Source organism: Polaribacter sp. KT25b, assembly GCF_900105145.1.
Taxonomy (GTDB): domain Bacteria; phylum Bacteroidota; class Bacteroidia; order Flavobacteriales; family Flavobacteriaceae; genus Polaribacter.
In genome coordinates, this window is the sequence record NZ_LT629752.1 from 2804329 (window position 1) to 2820713 (window position 16385).

General features: G+C 29.0%; 15 protein-coding genes. All 15 read right to left on the minus strand.

The features are described from left to right. Positions 1-64: 64 nt before the first annotated feature. Complete coding sequence (locus tag BLT70_RS12040) at positions 65-1456, minus strand: undecaprenyl-phosphate glucose phosphotransferase (RefSeq protein WP_091894741.1); 1392 nt, start codon at positions 1454-1456, stop codon at positions 65-67. A gap of 120 nt (positions 1457-1576) precedes the next feature. Next, the gene (locus tag BLT70_RS12045; protein WP_091894743.1) at positions 1577-2335 is read right to left on the minus strand and encodes a glycosyltransferase family 2 protein; all 759 of its coding nucleotides are present in this window, start codon (positions 2333-2335) and stop codon (positions 1577-1579) included. A gap of 2 nt (positions 2336-2337) precedes the next feature. Then, positions 2338-3243 carry a glycosyltransferase family 2 protein gene (locus BLT70_RS12050; protein ID WP_091894745.1) on the minus strand — a complete coding sequence of 302 codons (906 nt, stop codon included), beginning with the start codon at positions 3241-3243 and terminating at the stop codon, positions 2338-2340. Next, positions 3243-3629: a putative colanic acid biosynthesis acetyltransferase gene (locus BLT70_RS12055; RefSeq protein WP_231962697.1), complete on the minus strand. Its 387-nt coding sequence runs from the start codon at positions 3627-3629 to the stop codon at positions 3243-3245. The genes BLT70_RS12050 and BLT70_RS12055 overlap by 1 nt, the downstream gene beginning before the upstream one ends. A 172-nt stretch (positions 3630-3801) precedes the next feature. Next, positions 3802-4920 carry a glycosyltransferase gene (locus BLT70_RS12060; protein ID WP_091894747.1) on the minus strand — a complete coding sequence of 373 codons (1119 nt, stop codon included), beginning with the start codon at positions 4918-4920 and terminating at the stop codon, positions 3802-3804. Between the two features lie 49 nt (positions 4921-4969). After that, positions 4970-5782, minus strand: coding sequence for a glycosyltransferase (locus BLT70_RS12065; protein WP_091894748.1), 813 nt, complete (start codon positions 5780-5782; stop codon positions 4970-4972). Continuing rightward, entirely contained in the window at positions 5782-7035 is a 1254-nt protein-coding gene (locus tag BLT70_RS12070; protein WP_091894750.1) for an O-antigen polymerase, read from the minus strand. Before BLT70_RS12070 ends, BLT70_RS12065 begins: the two co-directional genes overlap by 1 nt. Positions 7036-7155: 120 nt before the next feature. Further along, complete coding sequence (locus tag BLT70_RS12075; RefSeq protein WP_091894752.1) at positions 7156-8097, minus strand: glycosyltransferase family 8 protein; 942 nt, start codon at positions 8095-8097, stop codon at positions 7156-7158. A gap of 4 nt (positions 8098-8101) precedes the next feature. Next, the gene (locus BLT70_RS12080; protein ID WP_091894753.1) at positions 8102-8737 is read right to left on the minus strand and encodes a DapH/DapD/GlmU-related protein; all 636 of its coding nucleotides are present in this window, start codon (positions 8735-8737) and stop codon (positions 8102-8104) included. Continuing rightward, positions 8738-9250 carry a DapH/DapD/GlmU-related protein gene (locus tag BLT70_RS17425; RefSeq protein ID WP_231962700.1) on the minus strand — a complete coding sequence of 171 codons (513 nt, stop codon included), beginning with the start codon at positions 9248-9250 and terminating at the stop codon, positions 8738-8740. Positions 9251-9329: 79 nt separating this feature from the next. Beyond that, a complete protein-coding gene (locus tag BLT70_RS12090; RefSeq protein WP_157691903.1) occupies positions 9330-10262 on the minus strand; it encodes a glycosyltransferase in 933 nt (310 codons plus the stop codon). Further along, the gene (locus tag BLT70_RS12095; RefSeq protein ID WP_091894757.1) at positions 10255-11385 is read right to left on the minus strand and encodes a polysaccharide pyruvyl transferase family protein; all 1131 of its coding nucleotides are present in this window, start codon (positions 11383-11385) and stop codon (positions 10255-10257) included. The genes BLT70_RS12090 and BLT70_RS12095 overlap by 8 nt, the downstream gene beginning before the upstream one ends. Next, positions 11382-12842 carry a Coenzyme F420 hydrogenase/dehydrogenase, beta subunit C-terminal domain gene (locus BLT70_RS12100; RefSeq protein WP_091894759.1) on the minus strand — a complete coding sequence of 487 codons (1461 nt, stop codon included), beginning with the start codon at positions 12840-12842 and terminating at the stop codon, positions 11382-11384. The genes BLT70_RS12095 and BLT70_RS12100 overlap by 4 nt, the downstream gene beginning before the upstream one ends. 7 nt (positions 12843-12849) lie before the next feature. Further along, positions 12850-14373 (minus strand): lipopolysaccharide biosynthesis protein, encoded by a 1524-nt coding sequence (locus tag BLT70_RS12105; protein WP_091894760.1) that lies wholly within the window; start codon positions 14371-14373, stop codon positions 12850-12852. A 577-nt stretch (positions 14374-14950) separates the two neighbouring features. Then, complete coding sequence (locus BLT70_RS12110) at positions 14951-16381, minus strand: UDP-glucose 6-dehydrogenase (protein WP_091894762.1); 1431 nt, start codon at positions 16379-16381, stop codon at positions 14951-14953. Positions 16382-16385 lie beyond the last annotated feature (4 nt).

Sequence of the window (16385 nt, forward strand, 5' to 3'; positions counted from 1 at the left end):
ACAAAAAACCTTTAGCTTTCGAAAAAAAACTCTACTCGATGTGACAATACTACTTTCAAAACAACTAAAAGGCATTTTCATCTTTCTTAAAAAACATCGACCAAGCGGTATTCACCACAATTTTTATATCCAAAAAGAAACTCCAGTTTTCAATATACCAGATATCTGCAATAGCTCTATTTTCCATATCCCGAATGTATTTGGTTTCTCCTCGAAAGCCATTGATTTGCGCCCACCCTGTAACTCCTGGTTTGGCAAAGTGTCGCACCATAAATTTATCTACCAATACCCGGTACTCTTCTGTATGTTTCAACATGTGTGGTCTTGGGCCTACCAGCGACATATTATTTAAAAGCACGTTAAAAATCTGGGGTAGCTCATCAATGCTTGTTTTCCGCATAAAAGCCCCAAAGGATGTTACTCTGGTATCATTTTTTGTAGCTTGTTGCACATCGGAAGTCGCATTTACCGTCATACTTCTAAATTTAAAGCAATTGAAGGCTTTACCGTCTTTACCCGTTCTTTCTTGCACAAAAAACACAGGTCCCTTGCTCGTTAATTTAATAATGAGTGCAATAATTGGAAATAACCAAGAAAATAATACAATAACGATAACACTTGAAAAGACGACATCAAACATTCTTTTTAAAATCCGATTCGTAAAACTATTTAAAGGTTCACTACGCAATTTCATAATGGGGATATTTTGAATATAATCAATAGAGAAGGTTTGTGATAAATACTCAGAAAATTCAGGAATCACACGTACACGCATCATATGGTTATCTGCATATCTAAATAAATCATTGATGAGTTTACTTTGGTGATAAGGCAACGAGATAATAATTTCATCCACCGTATTCGCTTCTAAAAAAGAATTGATTTCAGACAATTTTCCTTTGTAATAATTTTTAATCTCTGTACTTACCTCGGCATCTGTATATAAACCTACTATTTTAAAACCATACTTGGGGTTTAAATAGATTTGATGCAGCAAGGAGATTATATTTTTATTCATCCCTACTAAAAGTATACTCCTTGAATTGTAGCCTTTTTTTCGAAAAGATTTTACCTTAGAAAATGAAATAAACCGCCAAAGCAACAGAAACAAACTGAAAAAGAGCATGGAATACCCAAAAAAAAGCCTTGAAAACTTATAGTCTGTTACAAAAAAAATAAAACCTGCACTTAAAAAAATAAAAGTGAAAATGGCATAGACATTTTTTGCTAAAATTTTATAGGTAAACAAAATTCTCGGAATTTCATACAAATCAAATTTTAAACAAATGGCTACCCATAGAACCGACCATCCTAGAACCAAGCTATTGTAAAAAAGAACATTCGGAATTTCACCATGAAACACCATATACTTTGCCAGCAAAAAAGAGCCGAATAGTAGTAAAACATCCACAAAGGAAAATAATACGGGTATAAATTTAGACTTTACTTTTATCATATTTTTTTTTTAGCAATTTATAAATAGATTTTTTTATCTTGTACGCCTAGTGAGAACTTTCACATCCACAAAATTTGCGATGCTTCATGCTCATAAACTGGAAGTTAAATTCACAAGCCCTTAATAATTCTTTATTTTCGTAATTAAATATTGTTTTACTTTTCGTAAAATCTTAAAAAAGAGCGTAAACACCCCTAACAGCTGCTTTTTTTTAATAATATCCAAATCTTCCGAGGATTTTTTCTTTTGCAATTTCAGGGTGGTACTTTTTCCTCCTAAGCGCATTTTTACGAGCCAATCCTTTAAAAAGTATTTTTTAATGCTTTCCTCTTGAAACCATCGCAAAGAAATTTCATAGTCACTGGCAATATGGTAGGATTCATCATACAAACCGTAGGTGGAGAAAACTTCTTTTTTCACATAAATAGTGGTGTGCAAAGGTATCCAACCAAAATTTAAATACTTTTTTTTAAAAGGTTTTGACTTATATATTCTTTTGACTTTTTTGATATTTTCTCGTTCTACATACATTCCGTTGGCATACAACAAATCGGTATTTGAGGTTTTAAAAGAATTGGCTATTTTTTCAACGGTAGTGGTTTCATAAAATAAATCATCAGAATGTAAAATACCAATCACATCACCCGTGGCTGCTTTAATCCCTTTATTCAAGGCATTGTACAAACCCTTGTCTTTTTCGGAAAGAAAATAGCCTAATTGAGGAATAAAAGGCTTTATAATATCAAGAGTTCCATCAGTAGACCCGCCATCTATGACGATATGTTCTATGTTTGTATACGACTGGCTTAGTACTGATTTGATACAACTCTCGATAAATGCTGCATTATTATATACTATCGTTATAATTGAAACCTTCATAGTTATTTAGTTTGATATTTTTCCTTTATATGCGCAATTATTTTCTTCTCATCATTATTAAACTCCTTTTTTAATTCATAAATCTTAGCATCTACTAAAAAGCGATACCAAAAGGCTTGCAATATATACCAAACAAAACCTGACTTACCATCTAAAAAACCTAATTTTATGACATAGACATAGAAAAAATACATAAAAGGCCTCACAAACAAAGGCAATTTTAAATATTTTAATTTTAAGTACCTTTTACGTTGTTCTCCGGTTCCAAATAATTTTGGCGTTACAGAACTGGTAGAAAATATTTGATATTGTGTATCTAACAAATCTACCATTTCTCTAGAAGCATATCCATTATGTTTATCAGTCCACCAAGATAAATCATTTAAATTTTCATCAACTTGAACAAGGTCAATCTGTTTTGTTGTACCCTCTGTTAGCTTAATATGCTCATCCATCCATCTATTTTCACAAAAGCCTTTACCATTTCTCCAAATTTTTAAATGCCATACAGGGTACCAACCACCATATAGCAACTCCTTACCCATAAAAATAATTTTTCTTTTTATATAGACTCCTGTAACATCATTTTCTAAATTAGCTAAGGATTCTTTTAAATAGATCTTTTTTTTAGACTCATAATATTCATCTGCATCTATTCGCCATACCCATTCTGATTGGATATCACAATGCTCTAATGCCCAATTAAATTGGGTTGCATAATTAACCCAAGCATTTTGATAAACCTTTGCTCCTAAATTCTCAGCAATTGCAACCGTATTGTCTTTACTATAAGAATCTATGATAAAAATTTCATCAACGGTATTTTTTAAAGAAGCAATACAACGCGAAATGTGCTGCTCTTCATTGTAAGTAAGTATTATGGCTGATATGGTATTTGATGACTTCATTATTGTAAATTTCTTTTCTTTATAAATTTGGCAGGATTACCTCCAACAACTGTCCATGCATCTACATCTTTAAAAACACCAGCTCTTGCGCCAACTACAGCACCTTGTTTTATGGTTACACCAGGCCCAACAAAAGCACCAGCAGCCACCCATGATTCTTCTTCAACAACAATGGGTTTTAAAACCAAATTATTATTAACATCTGTAAAATCATGGGTTGAGGCACATAAATAGGCTTTTTGAGAAATAGTTGTATTGGCTCCAATAGTAATCATTCCTTGGTTGTAACAATCTACGTTAGGACCTAAAGTAGCATAAGCTCCCATTTCTAAATTCCAAGGTGCCCAAATTTTTACACTAGCATAGATATTCGCTTTGTTATGCAATTTGGCTCCAAAAACTCTCAAAACAAAATTTCTCCAAGACCTAAAAAAACGGGAAATAAAAGGTTTAAATAAAAATATATAACAAATACTCCAAAGTAACCTGCCTATTTTATTTTTTACACTAAAGCTATGGTTGTACTGCGATAAATCTACTTTTTTAGACATTTCTTCTTTATTTATCAAGTATGTTATGATACAATTTTAACATATTCTGTGCAACAACCTTTACATCGTAATTTTCTTCAACTAACTTTCTTCCATTTAATCCCATTAATAGCATTTCTTCTGGACTTTTTTGCATAGCTGCTTGTAATGTTACTCTTAAGTTTTCTACACTTAAATCTATCCACCATCCACATTTATGGGTATTTAACTCCTCCCAAGGCGTACCTGTAGTTGTAATTACTGGAGTAAAGCTAGCCAATGCTTCGGCAACTACAATACCAAAATTTTCACTATAGGTTGGCAATACAAATAAGGTAGACTCTCTAAACAACGTCATTTTTTTTTCTCCAAAAACAGGTTCTTTTATAAATAATTGCTGCTCTAATTGTTGTTTCGCTATTTTTTCTTGTAAACTTTTAATATAATTAGCATCCCCATTTCCTACAATTTCAAGTACCCAATCTTTTCTAATATCTGATGTTAATTGTGACCAAGCCTCTATTAACAGCTCAATCCCTTTTTTAGGGTGAATTCGTGATAAAAACAAAATTTTTCTTGGTTGATCAGTTTTAATCGGTTCTTCTGTTGGAAATTTAGAAATATCAACCCCATTGGGAATAATGGTAATTGGATTTGTAAAGCCTAAATTTCTAACATTTGTTTCTTCTAATTTACAAGTAGCATGTATGACAGCTGCTTTTTTTAAATCCTTTTTTTGATATAAAAATAGGCCCAACTTCTTTTTCCATGAACGCTGTTTCATAATCCATGGTTCTAACATGCCTCGAGGTGTAATTATATATGGAATCCCTTTTAATCGAGCAAAAAAAGCGACTATATGAATATATGGATCCCAAACATGTTGTAAATGAATTAGTGAAATTTCTTTTTTTGAAAGTTTCATGCAATATGCAAAAATATTTATAGTAGAATAAAAGTTTACTTGAAAAAGTTTTGATGTATTTATTTTTACAGGTTTATCGCTTGGTCTTGAAATTAGTTCTATTTTCAAACCTAATTTAGAGACCTGTTCACAAGTTTGCGGTACACTTCTGGAAGGACCACCAGCACTTTCATCTAATGAACCAACAATATGTAAAACTTTCTTTATTTTTTTGTTATCCATAATTACTAATTTATATACTTTTATTCTTAATACAAATTTTATAACTCTTCTAGCTATTGTGAAAAAAACCTCCCATCCTTGAAATTTTTTTATATTTTAAAATACGCCTAACGTATATTCTAAAGTTTGTTATTCTAAAAATTAATTTCTCGAAAAAAGGAATTAGAGAATATCTATAATTATAAGCTAAACCCAGGCGAACATGTTCTTCATTTTGAAGAGTTCCATCTGATGAAAGTTGTCCACTCTGTATAGTGTATGCAGCACATATCGAATTTACATAATAAAAAACAGCTTTAGACTCTATTGATTTTATCCAAAAATTAGTGTCTGCAATTAGTTTATAACTTTCATCATACCCACCTATTCTAAGAAATAAATCACTTTTCATTATTGTAGCTTGCTGTGTAAAAAGCACTATTCTATTTAGAAGTAATGGTTTAAATGCTTTATACCGGGAAGATGATGTCTGCTCTCCAATTACTTCATTATTTTCATCAACATAACAAGTCTTCCCATAAGCAACGTCCACATTAGGATTACTATCCATTATTTCAAAAAGTTTTACAAAATTGTCAAGCCAATAATCATCATCGTTTATATAAGTCAAATATTTGAAATCTTTAGCATATTTTTTTAAGCCATAATTTAACGCAGAGTATATCCCTTTGCATGTTTCAGGTTCTTCAATAACATTTACATTAGGAAACTCATTTCTTAATCTAAAGCAATGCACTGGTGGCGCAATTATAACATGGTATGTTCTATCTTTACCAATATTAGAAACTGAATTTATAGTACGCTTTAAAGTACTTCTATTACCTAAAGTTGCTGTTACAATTAAAATATCTGGTTTATTCATTATATATTTTTATTAATTACTTTTAACTTTTTGTATGAATAAATTGCAATAGATATCCATACATACACCAGAATCCAACTAGAAAAATAATCTCTAATCCACCAAAGAAGTGAAGATAAAACTGAAATATATAATGAAAAAGATATCCACAATCTATTTATGATTGTATACTCTATCAAATTGTTAAATTTTCCTAAAACGAACCCAATTAATATTGCAAAAGGGAAAGAAAACCACCCAAAATTAAAAAACAACTCTGCTATATAAGAGCCCCCTAGAGGATAATCTGTATTTAAATAATTTAAAAAAGCATATTGGTTAGGCATTTCACCTAAAATACCACCTACATTTGGAACAAAACTCACTAAACTTACAATATAGGTCCAGCCATAATTAAAAGAAGTGTATAATGGCACATCCCTAATTGATAGTATAACAACATTTAAGTTTGAACCTAATTGTGCAAGCAAAGAAATAAATCCATCGATATTTAATAAAGTAGAAATGGAAATATTTTCACTTTCTTTAACAATTCCATAATTTCTAATTGAAGATATCAAATAAAGAACATTAGAGAAAACAAACAATATCGCTGCAAAAATAAATACTTTCTTCTTAGAGAGATTTGATATAATACGGTAATAAATAAAAAACAATACTATAATTGTTAAAATCTGACTTGAACGATTACCAGACAACATAGTTAATAATTCTATTACAATACCGAATACAATTAATGATTTGACTATTCTTAAATTTTTCTTATAACCTATTATCAACATAAAAAGACCTGGATGATAAAAAGGTTTAAAAACAATTTCTGGGCCATAATTTTGATCACGAATCCCACTATAAACACCACCATTTAAAATGGATTGAATTTGAATTGAATAATAATAATAATAAGAAAATAGACCTAATATTAATAAAATCTTCCCTAAACCTATTAGAAATTTCAACTCTTTTTTCTCACGATCATATAGAACGAATTCATTATAACTACAACTTATTTTATTAGAACTTAATAAAAAACCAGTAACCACACAACTCTGAATAAATAATGCGAAAAAATTGGCTTGGTTATAAATTTCTATAGAATATCTAGCTAATTCTATGTTTTTAACACTGATGAAATCTTCTTTACCTATTAAGTATATAAATGGCTCACCAAAATGAAAAACTGTAGATAAAACGATAAAAATTATAGCAAAAGACAAATATTTTATATCTAAAATTCTTAAAAAAAAATAGATAACATTAAATTAATAATTGAAACTACAGAAATATAATTATAATTTAAGTCTGTAAAACTTAATATAGGCAAAGCTATAAGCAAATTAATAATCAGGTAAAGTACTGTGTTTTGATATTTCTTATCCATTATTTTTTTTTACCAATAAAACAAATACCCTAGATTTTATAGCGATATATATAAAACGAGATATAAAATAATCAAAAGAATTTGGAAAACATAATTTATTTTTAATTTTAGATAAATACACATAATATTCATACATATATGGATGGTAACATTTTCTAGACCAAGGCTTAGGTCTAGAAACAAAATGAATTATTGTTGGATCTAAAATTTCTGATAATATTTCTTTTGAATAGTTATATGAAATATTCTTCATATTTCCATTTACTTTCATATTTATGATCTTATGTACATCAAGTTTAAAATATGAAGATAACATATTCCACCTACATGATAACTCCTTTACCTTTGAATGTAAAACAGCGTTAAGTGTATCTTGATCATGAAAGACAATCCTTGAATGATAATTTGAAATAAAATCAATCAATTGGCTTTCAACATTATTATTCCTCCAATAGTCTAAATTAATTAATAAAACACCTGCATTAAAGTAACCGTTTTCTATCGAATAACCCAAACGTGAAATTGATTCAATATTTTCTCTTGCAATTTGAAAAACAGCAGCCATTGCAAATTTGGATATATCTTCATTCCATAATTCATAAATATTTTTTCTAACAACAATATCACAATCTAAATAAATTATCTTATGGACATCAATAGGCAACAAACTTGATATTAACAATCTATAATAAGTAGCTAAACTAATATGACTCAGTTTATCATCATCAGGCATTGGAAATTTATTTAAAACATTTCGATTTATTTTAATAATATTTAAAATTACTCCAAGGTTATTTAATAAAATTTGATTTTCTGAATTTAATCCTTCTGTTAAAATATAAAATGTAACGTTTGGATTATTTTTAGCAACAGAAACTATGGTTACAGAACAATGTTGCACAAAATTATCGTCGGTAGCTAATACTATATTCATTATATTAATCCTTTTTTATATTTTTAATTACTTTACAAGGATTTCCTGCGGCTATACAATCCATAGGAATATCTTTAACTACAACTGAACCTGCACCTATTACAGATCTTGCACCAATTTTTACTCCTTTCAAAATGATTGTTTTAGCTCCAATCAAAACGTCATCCATGATAATAATTGGTTTTGATAATTTATTTAAATTATCAATTGAACTATTCCTTCTATCCATAAAATCAAGAGAGTGACAATCACTATCAAGTATTATACAATCAGCACCTAATTGAACATTATTCCCTATAACTATTTCTTTGTGACTCCAAATACTTGGAGAACTAGCTTTCACATTATTACCTATAATAATTTTAGCATTATTAGAAGTTGCAATAGAAGATCTTAAGTTACGACTTAAAGGGTTCAAATTATCACCGCTAGACAAAACGAAATTATCACCAATTTGCACACTACTATTTCTAGCAATTCTTAGGTATAATTTATTATTTAATCTAGGATGTTTACCGACTCGCATACAAGGTCCAAAACTTCTTATTTTAAATAAATTAAACAAAAGATAAAACCGCATAAATATAAATTTATTCAATGCAATTATAAATTGATAAAAAGGTATTTTTTTTAAAAACATCTATTTTCTGAATTTTATTAACTTAGCTGGATTCCCTGCAACAATAGAATTTTTTTTAACATCTTTTGTTACGACACTAGATGCTGCTATAATTGCACCCTCCCCAATAGTTACCCCTGGTAATATAACAACATTAGCACCAATCCAAACGTCATCACCAATAATTATATAATTTTCTTTTAATATCCATTTTTGTGTTCTAATTAATTTTCCTTTATCATGCCCATGGTTAGATGCTACCATTGTAATATGCTGTGAAATACTACAATTATCACCAATTTCAATGGTTCCTCCAGCTGCCCTAATATTATTAAACTCACCAATATAAGTATTTTCACCTATAACTAATTTTGAATTTCTAATCGTATTATTGGGGTCATTACAAACTACAATATAAGTATAATCGTGAATTGATGAACCACTACCGATGCTTATTTGATCTAAATCTTGTAACGAAATTATACAATTAGAACTTATATTTACATTTGGATATAAAAATCTAACTCTATTCAATTTACTTAATCTAAGGAGGCTAAACTTATATCTTTTTAATAAACGTGCCAAATTATATAAAGTTACCATTCTAATTTTTTTATTTAATTCTACTATAAATTTTTTTATATAAAACAGCGAGATTAATCAAACCATAATCTAACAATTTAAAGAATACTCTATCACCTTTAGGATAATATTGATAAAATTCTTGAAGTCCTTTAAATTGAAAGTTTTTTTTATCTCTTAAACATAGATACTTTCTTATGTTTAATTTCCCAATACCTATTGATTTATAATAAAATTTATAATTTGAAACTTTCTCATAAAAACTAGACACCAATAAGTTTGCTTTAATCAAATCTTCAATTTTCTTATTATCTAAACTACTTGTATAGGAACCCTCCACACCTTTCCTATAATTATAAACAGCTTTATCAATTTTAACAATATTATCTGCAAAATAAAATAACCTAGGCATTATAGCATAATCTTCACCAAAATCTAAACCATTACTAAAGCTGATTGTCGATTTTTCAAACAAATCTCTTTTAATTAATTTAGCCCAAAGCACCGTTTCAATACTACCCCATTCTAAAAGTTTTTTTATATATTCTTCTTTAGAATCAATAGATCTTGAAATTTTTTTTATACTTAATTTTTCATCTATCAAATTATAATCTCCTATAATGACATCTGTGAAATTATTATTATTTTGTAAAAGAATTGAAAACGCATTGTCTACAAGAAAATCATCGGAATCGACAAAAGCCACATATTTACCAGTAGCATTCTCAACCCCAATTTTTCGAGCAATACCAACTCCTTCATTTTTTTTATGAATTACTTCTATGCGAGAATCTATACTTTTAAATTTATCACATAAAACATCAGAACCATCGGTACTACCATCATTTATAATAATAATTTGAATATTATGTATACTTTGTCTTATAATACTAATCAAACAACATTCTAAATACTTTTTAGCATTATAAACAGGCACTATTACAGATATTATTGGATCATTCATCATTTAAACCTTCTTCAATAAATTTTTTACATTGAAATATCCTTTTCTCCAAAATATTATTTACACTATCCCAGTCAACCTCTTTATTAAGTAATTCTGAATTGTCTAAATCTTTTTTATCTACAACCATACGATGTTCCAAATTAAATTCTTTTAATAAAGATTTAAAGCGAGCAGCACCCCTTTCTTTGTTACAATAAGAAACAAATGGTTTATTAAATATAATTGAAAAAGCTGTTGCGTGAAATGAATCTGTAACTACATATTTAGCTTCATAAAAACTTCTCAACCAATCCTCAACAGAAGAGGCTTTTCTATTTTCTATAGAAACTTTTTGATTATCAGTACTTGTAAAAAAAGGCTTATACCCATATTTATCAGACAGTTTGTCTATTACTTTATCTGTAATTTCATTAGGATCCAAAACATAAACAAAAATATCCTTTGCTTTAACTTCAGATTTTCTTTGTTTTAATATTTCAATATAGTTTGATTTAGATAACAGCATAGTGGGATCTAAAACATGTGTAGCAGTATTATCTAAAAATTTACTAACAAGTTCAACACCTATGTCTTCTCTGACAGAGATTGCATCAAATTTACCTAATAATTTTTTACATTTTTTGGTCTGTTCATCCGAATATTCCCAACTACCTGCTCCGAAAGATGGTGCATAGGATAGTCTCTTAACATTCCAATTCTTTGCAAAATTAAAAAAAGCATCTTCTATTCTTGGATAATATTTTGATCTCCATATCTGATCGCTACCAACAACAAAAGCATCAAAATCTTTATCTTTTAATTCTTTTAACTTTTTAACAGGTATTTTGGGTTGTAAATAAATATCATTAAAATATTTAATGTTCCTTCCAGTAATTAAAAGTTCGCGGCGTCTATTCCTTTCTTGAAAAACGTTTACATCTTTATTTTGCAATAAATATTTTTTAATAAACCTTTTACTGTATTCTTTTGGTCTCTTTTTAATTGGAAGATAGAAAGATTTATACTCATCTATCAATATAGGGTCATGACCCATATTTTTTAAAACCTGCATCAAAGCGTAAGCTTGTAATATTCCTCCATAATTAATATGGATTGGCAAAGTTAATATCCCTATTTTCATATTCTATTTTTTTTTATTATCTTGATAATTGGTCTAAAAGGTATCTTAACAAATTTGATGAGTTTTTCAATAAAAGATGGTTTATAAAGCTCATTATACCTCGTAATTAATAAATCTAACTCATCTTTAAAAAAAAGAAAAGAATTTTTTCTTATTGCTTTTTCAAAAGAAACATGACTTTTTTCATAAATTTTTATTCTTAATTTTTGAATTTTTTTACTCTTATTACTTATCGATTTTAACTTTGTAAAACTCCTTTTTATTGGTCTCCATTGTTTAGTTTTATCAACTAAAGCTAGTCTATAAGATAATCCTTCTCGTCTATGATTAAAGCCAGAACTTTGTGATTTTATTACATCACCAGAACTTAAAAAATCTAATTTTAGATTATTATTTTTTATGCCATTCTCAATAATTTTATAAATCAATTCATTTCTTACAATGACAATATTTGTACCTTTGTCATCATTAATATATTGTGGCAACCAAGCATCTCCAATTGTTACATCAGCGGTCTCAGCAACCACATCATCACAAAAGTCACATGCTTTATATTTAAACAATCCCCATCCCCAATTACTACCATACATTTCTTTTAGAGGTTTACTTATATATTCTTTGTCAATGCCGTTAACATTTTGAGTAGCAGAAATTGCATAATTGTTTGCTCCTTCACCATTTAATTTATGTCGAAAATTAACCGATTTTAAATTATCTGGATGTATTCCTACTTGCCAACCCCACATTTTAGCAAAATTAGCACTCTTCAAATGACCACAGACTAAACCGACGCAAATTTTTATCCTATTTTTTAAAATTTCGTCTTGCTTCATTAAAAGGCGAATAGACTTTATAAAACAAGGCAGACCTACAACAGCATATTTTCCTGGAGTATCTTTAACTAGGGTTAATACCTCAGACAGTTCAATAGGGTAGTATCTTGATTTTGAACCTTTTTGAATTTCATTAATCGTTCTAGATATTTTATATTTAAATAACTTTGAATTATCTTCATTTGTCTTATTAGAATCTACTTCATGAACATGAATTACCCCATCAACAATATTATTCTTAAACAACTCACTGATAATCCAAGTACCCATCCCTCCTGAACTACCATTTTCTCTAAAACCTTCATCTAAAGCATACCCAGCATAACTTTGTTTATAGTATCCTATTTTCTCATCATGCTTTATATTCTCGACATTACGAAATAAATTCTCTCCTAGTTCATCTTCGTTTGAACTCTCATCAGAAAAAGGACAGACAGAAAGTACAGCACTTTCTGTATTTAAATTATCATCATCTTTTATAGTTGCTTGAAGCTTTGAAAACTCATCAAACTTAATTTCAATAGGAGAATTATTTACTAATGCACAAGCACCACATCCAATACAAAACCCATTATCCACAACTTTTTCAAAAAGTTCATTAACTTCACTTTTACAAACTTCCATCTATTTCCTACTTTTTATTTATTATTGAACTATATAAACTAATTATTTTATATTTTTCATATTTATTTAATCCAAATATAATTATTGAAACTATAAATATAATGATTGATAAAAATATTAAAATGTAAAAAATAAAAGATTTTTCTATAAAACAAAAAACTAACGAACTTAAAGCAATTGTTGGCACAATAGAAACTAAAGAAGGTATTAGAACTTTATGTAGGTATTCCGAAATTAATAACCCAGATATTTTTATTGATAAAATCACTCTAAAACAACCCGCCAAAATATCAATGCTAATAAAACTAAAGAAAACTGAATATGCAGGAAGTCCATAGTTTAATAACAAATAACTAATCGGTAAATTTAAAATTAACAAAGAGCCCACAGTAAATTGGTACAATTTAATTTTACCAACTGCTTGAAAAGCTGATTGAAGGCCAATAGTCAATTGATTAATCATAGTTGAAATTAATATTAAATTACAAAAGATTACAGTACCATCGGGTACATCCTTAAGCCATAATTTTAAAACATCAGGCATCAAAAACAATAAAGGAATAGCAAAAAAAGCAAGTAGAAAAAAACTTATTTTACTTGAAGTCATAGCTAAATTTAACATGGAACTTCTTGCATTAGCTCCTTCCTTTTTCATTATTTGTGGGTTTACGGCTTTCAACATCATAGCTGAAAAAGAACTCAATTGAGCTGAAACTTGATTTGCTATTGCAAAAGATGCATTAATTGCTGCACCAAAGAAAATATTTAGTATCACAGCAATACCTTGATTTCTTCCAATAGCAGCTAAAGATCCAAACATATTCCATCTAGCAAAAGAAAACATCTCCTTAAAAAGAACCCGACTAACTCCGGTTCCCCTAGCACGAAAACTGCATTCTTCGAATTTCATAAAACAATATATACTTTTAATTACACGCACTAGAATAATTAATAAAGTCAAAAGTATAACATAAAGAAGAAGCCTATCTTTTTCATAGGTAATTAAATATACAGCAATAACTAATTTAACAAAAGATTCAATAATACCTAGGATTGAATCGAAAACCAAATGTTCATTGGCATTTATTGAAGCATCATAAGGAACAGCGTTAATAGTAAAAAAAGTACTAACAACCATTAAGTGATAAATTATCTTAGCAGTCTCTAACCTATCACTAGGTATATTCAAAAATCCATCAAAAATAAAAAGTCCCACTAATTCAAGCAAAATAACTATAAAAATTCCAATAATTAAATGCAACCTAATACTAGTTTTAAAAACTTGACTTATTTTACTTGAATTTCCAGTACCTATATTTACTGACAAATACCTCTGAGTTGACACAGTCATGGCTGAATTTAAGAATGCTAATAGTGCTATAACCCCACCAACTAAATTATATACTCCATAATCTACAACTCCTAAAGCTTCCAGAACTAATCTCGTTGAAAAAAGGGCAATACATATTGTAACCAACATTTTGATATACAAAAATAAAGTGTTTTTTACTACTCTTTTTACAGAATTCATTGATTTTTTTTTTAATAAGAAAATATTTAATTAGACGAAAGTTTAAAATTAACTACCTTAATTTTCGAAAATTAATACGTTTTAACACAAACTAAAAGAGCTTTAAATTTTTAAGCTCAATTTTAATAAAGCATATATTTTATATAATTAATTTCACACCACCCACCATATTTTATTATGCCAACTTTTTAAGCTAAAAACTAATTTTCATTCTACTTTTATTGACCTCCAAACTATAAATCCACTTCTATCTAAAAAAAAGATGTCTCACTAAAACTCCCTTTTAACTGTTTCCAATTGGTAATCGTTAAGTTTCCATAAATTTACCTAGAATTGATAATATAAACCTACAGCATTAATTATAAGAAAACTTTTTTTAAAAAAAATATGTTTTATAAATGCATCCGCTAATTCCATTTTTATTCTAAAATTACCTTTAAATTTTATTATGTTCAATATATCTAGTTTTTAAATTTCTAAATACAACTAAAAAAACATCTTTTTTTTAGTTTAAAATCAATCTGTATATGAATTATTTATTATTAAAATTCAAGCAATAACTATCCAAAATAGATAATTACCCCTTCCCAATACTTTTTACTTGAAAACCAATTGCTTCTAATTCTGAAACATCTAAAACGTTTCGACCATCAAAAACAAAGGCAGGTTTTAACATGGCATCGTAAATCTTTTGCCAGTCGTAGGTTTTAAATTCATCCCATTCCGTTAAAACAGCAATGGCATGCGCGTTTTCTAATGCTGCATAAGGCTCTGTATGCACCGTCACCAATTTTCTAATTTCTTCTGAGCTTAAAAAAGCACCTTTTTCTACAAATTCGCCAATTCTATTGGATTGCAAGTATTCTAAATCTGCATACACCTGTGCTGCACTTACTTTTGGATCGTATACATGAATTTCTGCTCTATCTTGTAACAGTTCATCCGCTACATAGATGGCTGCAGACTCACGGGTATCGTTCGTATCTTTTTTAAAGGCCCAACCTAAAAAAGCAATTTTCTTACTTGAAACGGTATTAAATAAGCTTTTCATGATATTATTGGCAAAACGATGTTCTTGATAGTCATTCATTTTAACCACCTGCAACCAATATTCTGCAGCTTCTTGCAAATTATAATGCTGGCAAATATAGACCAAATTTAAAATATCTTTCTGAAAACAAGACCCCCCAAAACCTACTGATGCTTTTAAAAACTTAGAACCTATTCGGCTATCCATTCCTATCGCTTTTGCTACCTCATCTACATCTGCACCGGTTTGTTCACATAAGGCAGATATGGCATTGATAGAAGATACTCGTTGTGCTAAAAAAGCATTAGCTGTTAATTTAGACAATTCCGAAGACCAGACTCTGGTCGTTAAAATATTTTCTAAAGGCACCCAGTTGTTATATACCTCTACCAAGGCAGCAATAGCTTCTTGCCCTTCAGCATCTTCACCTCCACCAATCAACACACGATCTGGTGCATGTAAATCAGTAACCGCGGTGCCTTCCGCCAAAAACTCTGGATTCGATAACACCTGAAATTTCACTCCGTTTCCGGTGAAATTCAAAATAGTTTTAAGCGCTTCTGCTGTTCTCACAGGTAATGTTGACTTCTCTACGATGATTTTATCATCTTTAGAAACTTTTGCAATTTGACGCGCACATAATTCAATATATTTTAAATCTGCTGCCATCCCTTTTCCAATACCAAATGTTTTTGTAGGTGTATTCACAGATATAAAAATCATTTGTGCTTCATCTATAGCCGTATCAACCTCTGTAGAAAAAAATAAATTTCTATTACGAGCTTCTGCGACGACATCTGCTAAACCTGGTTCGTAAATAGGCAACTTATTTAAATCTGCATCATTCCAATCAGCAATTCGTTGTTTGTTTAAATCAACAACGGTTACTTTTATATGTGGGCATTTTTGAGCAAGCACTGCCATGGTTGGACCACCAACATATCCTGCACCTATGCAACAAATATTTGTAATTTTCATAATC

Coding starts and splice junctions, on each gene's coding strand:
- BLT70_RS12100 (WP_091894759.1), bottom strand. CDS start 12,842: ATGGAAGTTTGTAAAAGTGAAGTTAATGAACTTTTTGAAAAAGTTGTG.
- BLT70_RS12060 (WP_091894747.1), bottom strand. CDS start 4,920: ATGGATAACAAAAAAATAAAGAAAGTTTTACATATTGTTGGTTCATTA.
- BLT70_RS12105 (WP_091894760.1), bottom strand. CDS start 14,373: ATGAATTCTGTAAAAAGAGTAGTAAAAAACACTTTATTTTTGTATATC.
- BLT70_RS12040 (WP_091894741.1), bottom strand. CDS start 1,456: ATGATAAAAGTAAAGTCTAAATTTATACCCGTATTATTTTCCTTTGTG.
- BLT70_RS12095 (WP_091894757.1), bottom strand. CDS start 11,385: ATGAAAATAGGGATATTAACTTTGCCAATCCATATTAATTATGGAGGA.
- BLT70_RS12075 (WP_091894752.1), bottom strand. CDS start 8,097: ATGAATATAGTATTAGCTACCGACGATAATTTTGTGCAACATTGTTCT.
- BLT70_RS12090 (WP_157691903.1), bottom strand. CDS start 10,262: ATGAATGATCCAATAATATCTGTAATAGTGCCTGTTTATAATGCTAAA.
- BLT70_RS12080 (WP_091894753.1), bottom strand. CDS start 8,737: ATGTTTTTAAAAAAAATACCTTTTTATCAATTTATAATTGCATTGAAT.
- BLT70_RS12045 (WP_091894743.1), bottom strand. CDS start 2,335: ATGAAGGTTTCAATTATAACGATAGTATATAATAATGCAGCATTTATC.
- BLT70_RS12050 (WP_091894745.1), bottom strand. CDS start 3,243: ATGAAGTCATCAAATACCATATCAGCCATAATACTTACTTACAATGAA.
- BLT70_RS12110 (WP_091894762.1), bottom strand. CDS start 16,381: ATGAAAATTACAAATATTTGTTGCATAGGTGCAGGATATGTTGGTGGT.
- BLT70_RS12065 (WP_091894748.1), bottom strand. CDS start 5,782: ATGAATAAACCAGATATTTTAATTGTAACAGCAACTTTAGGTAATAGA.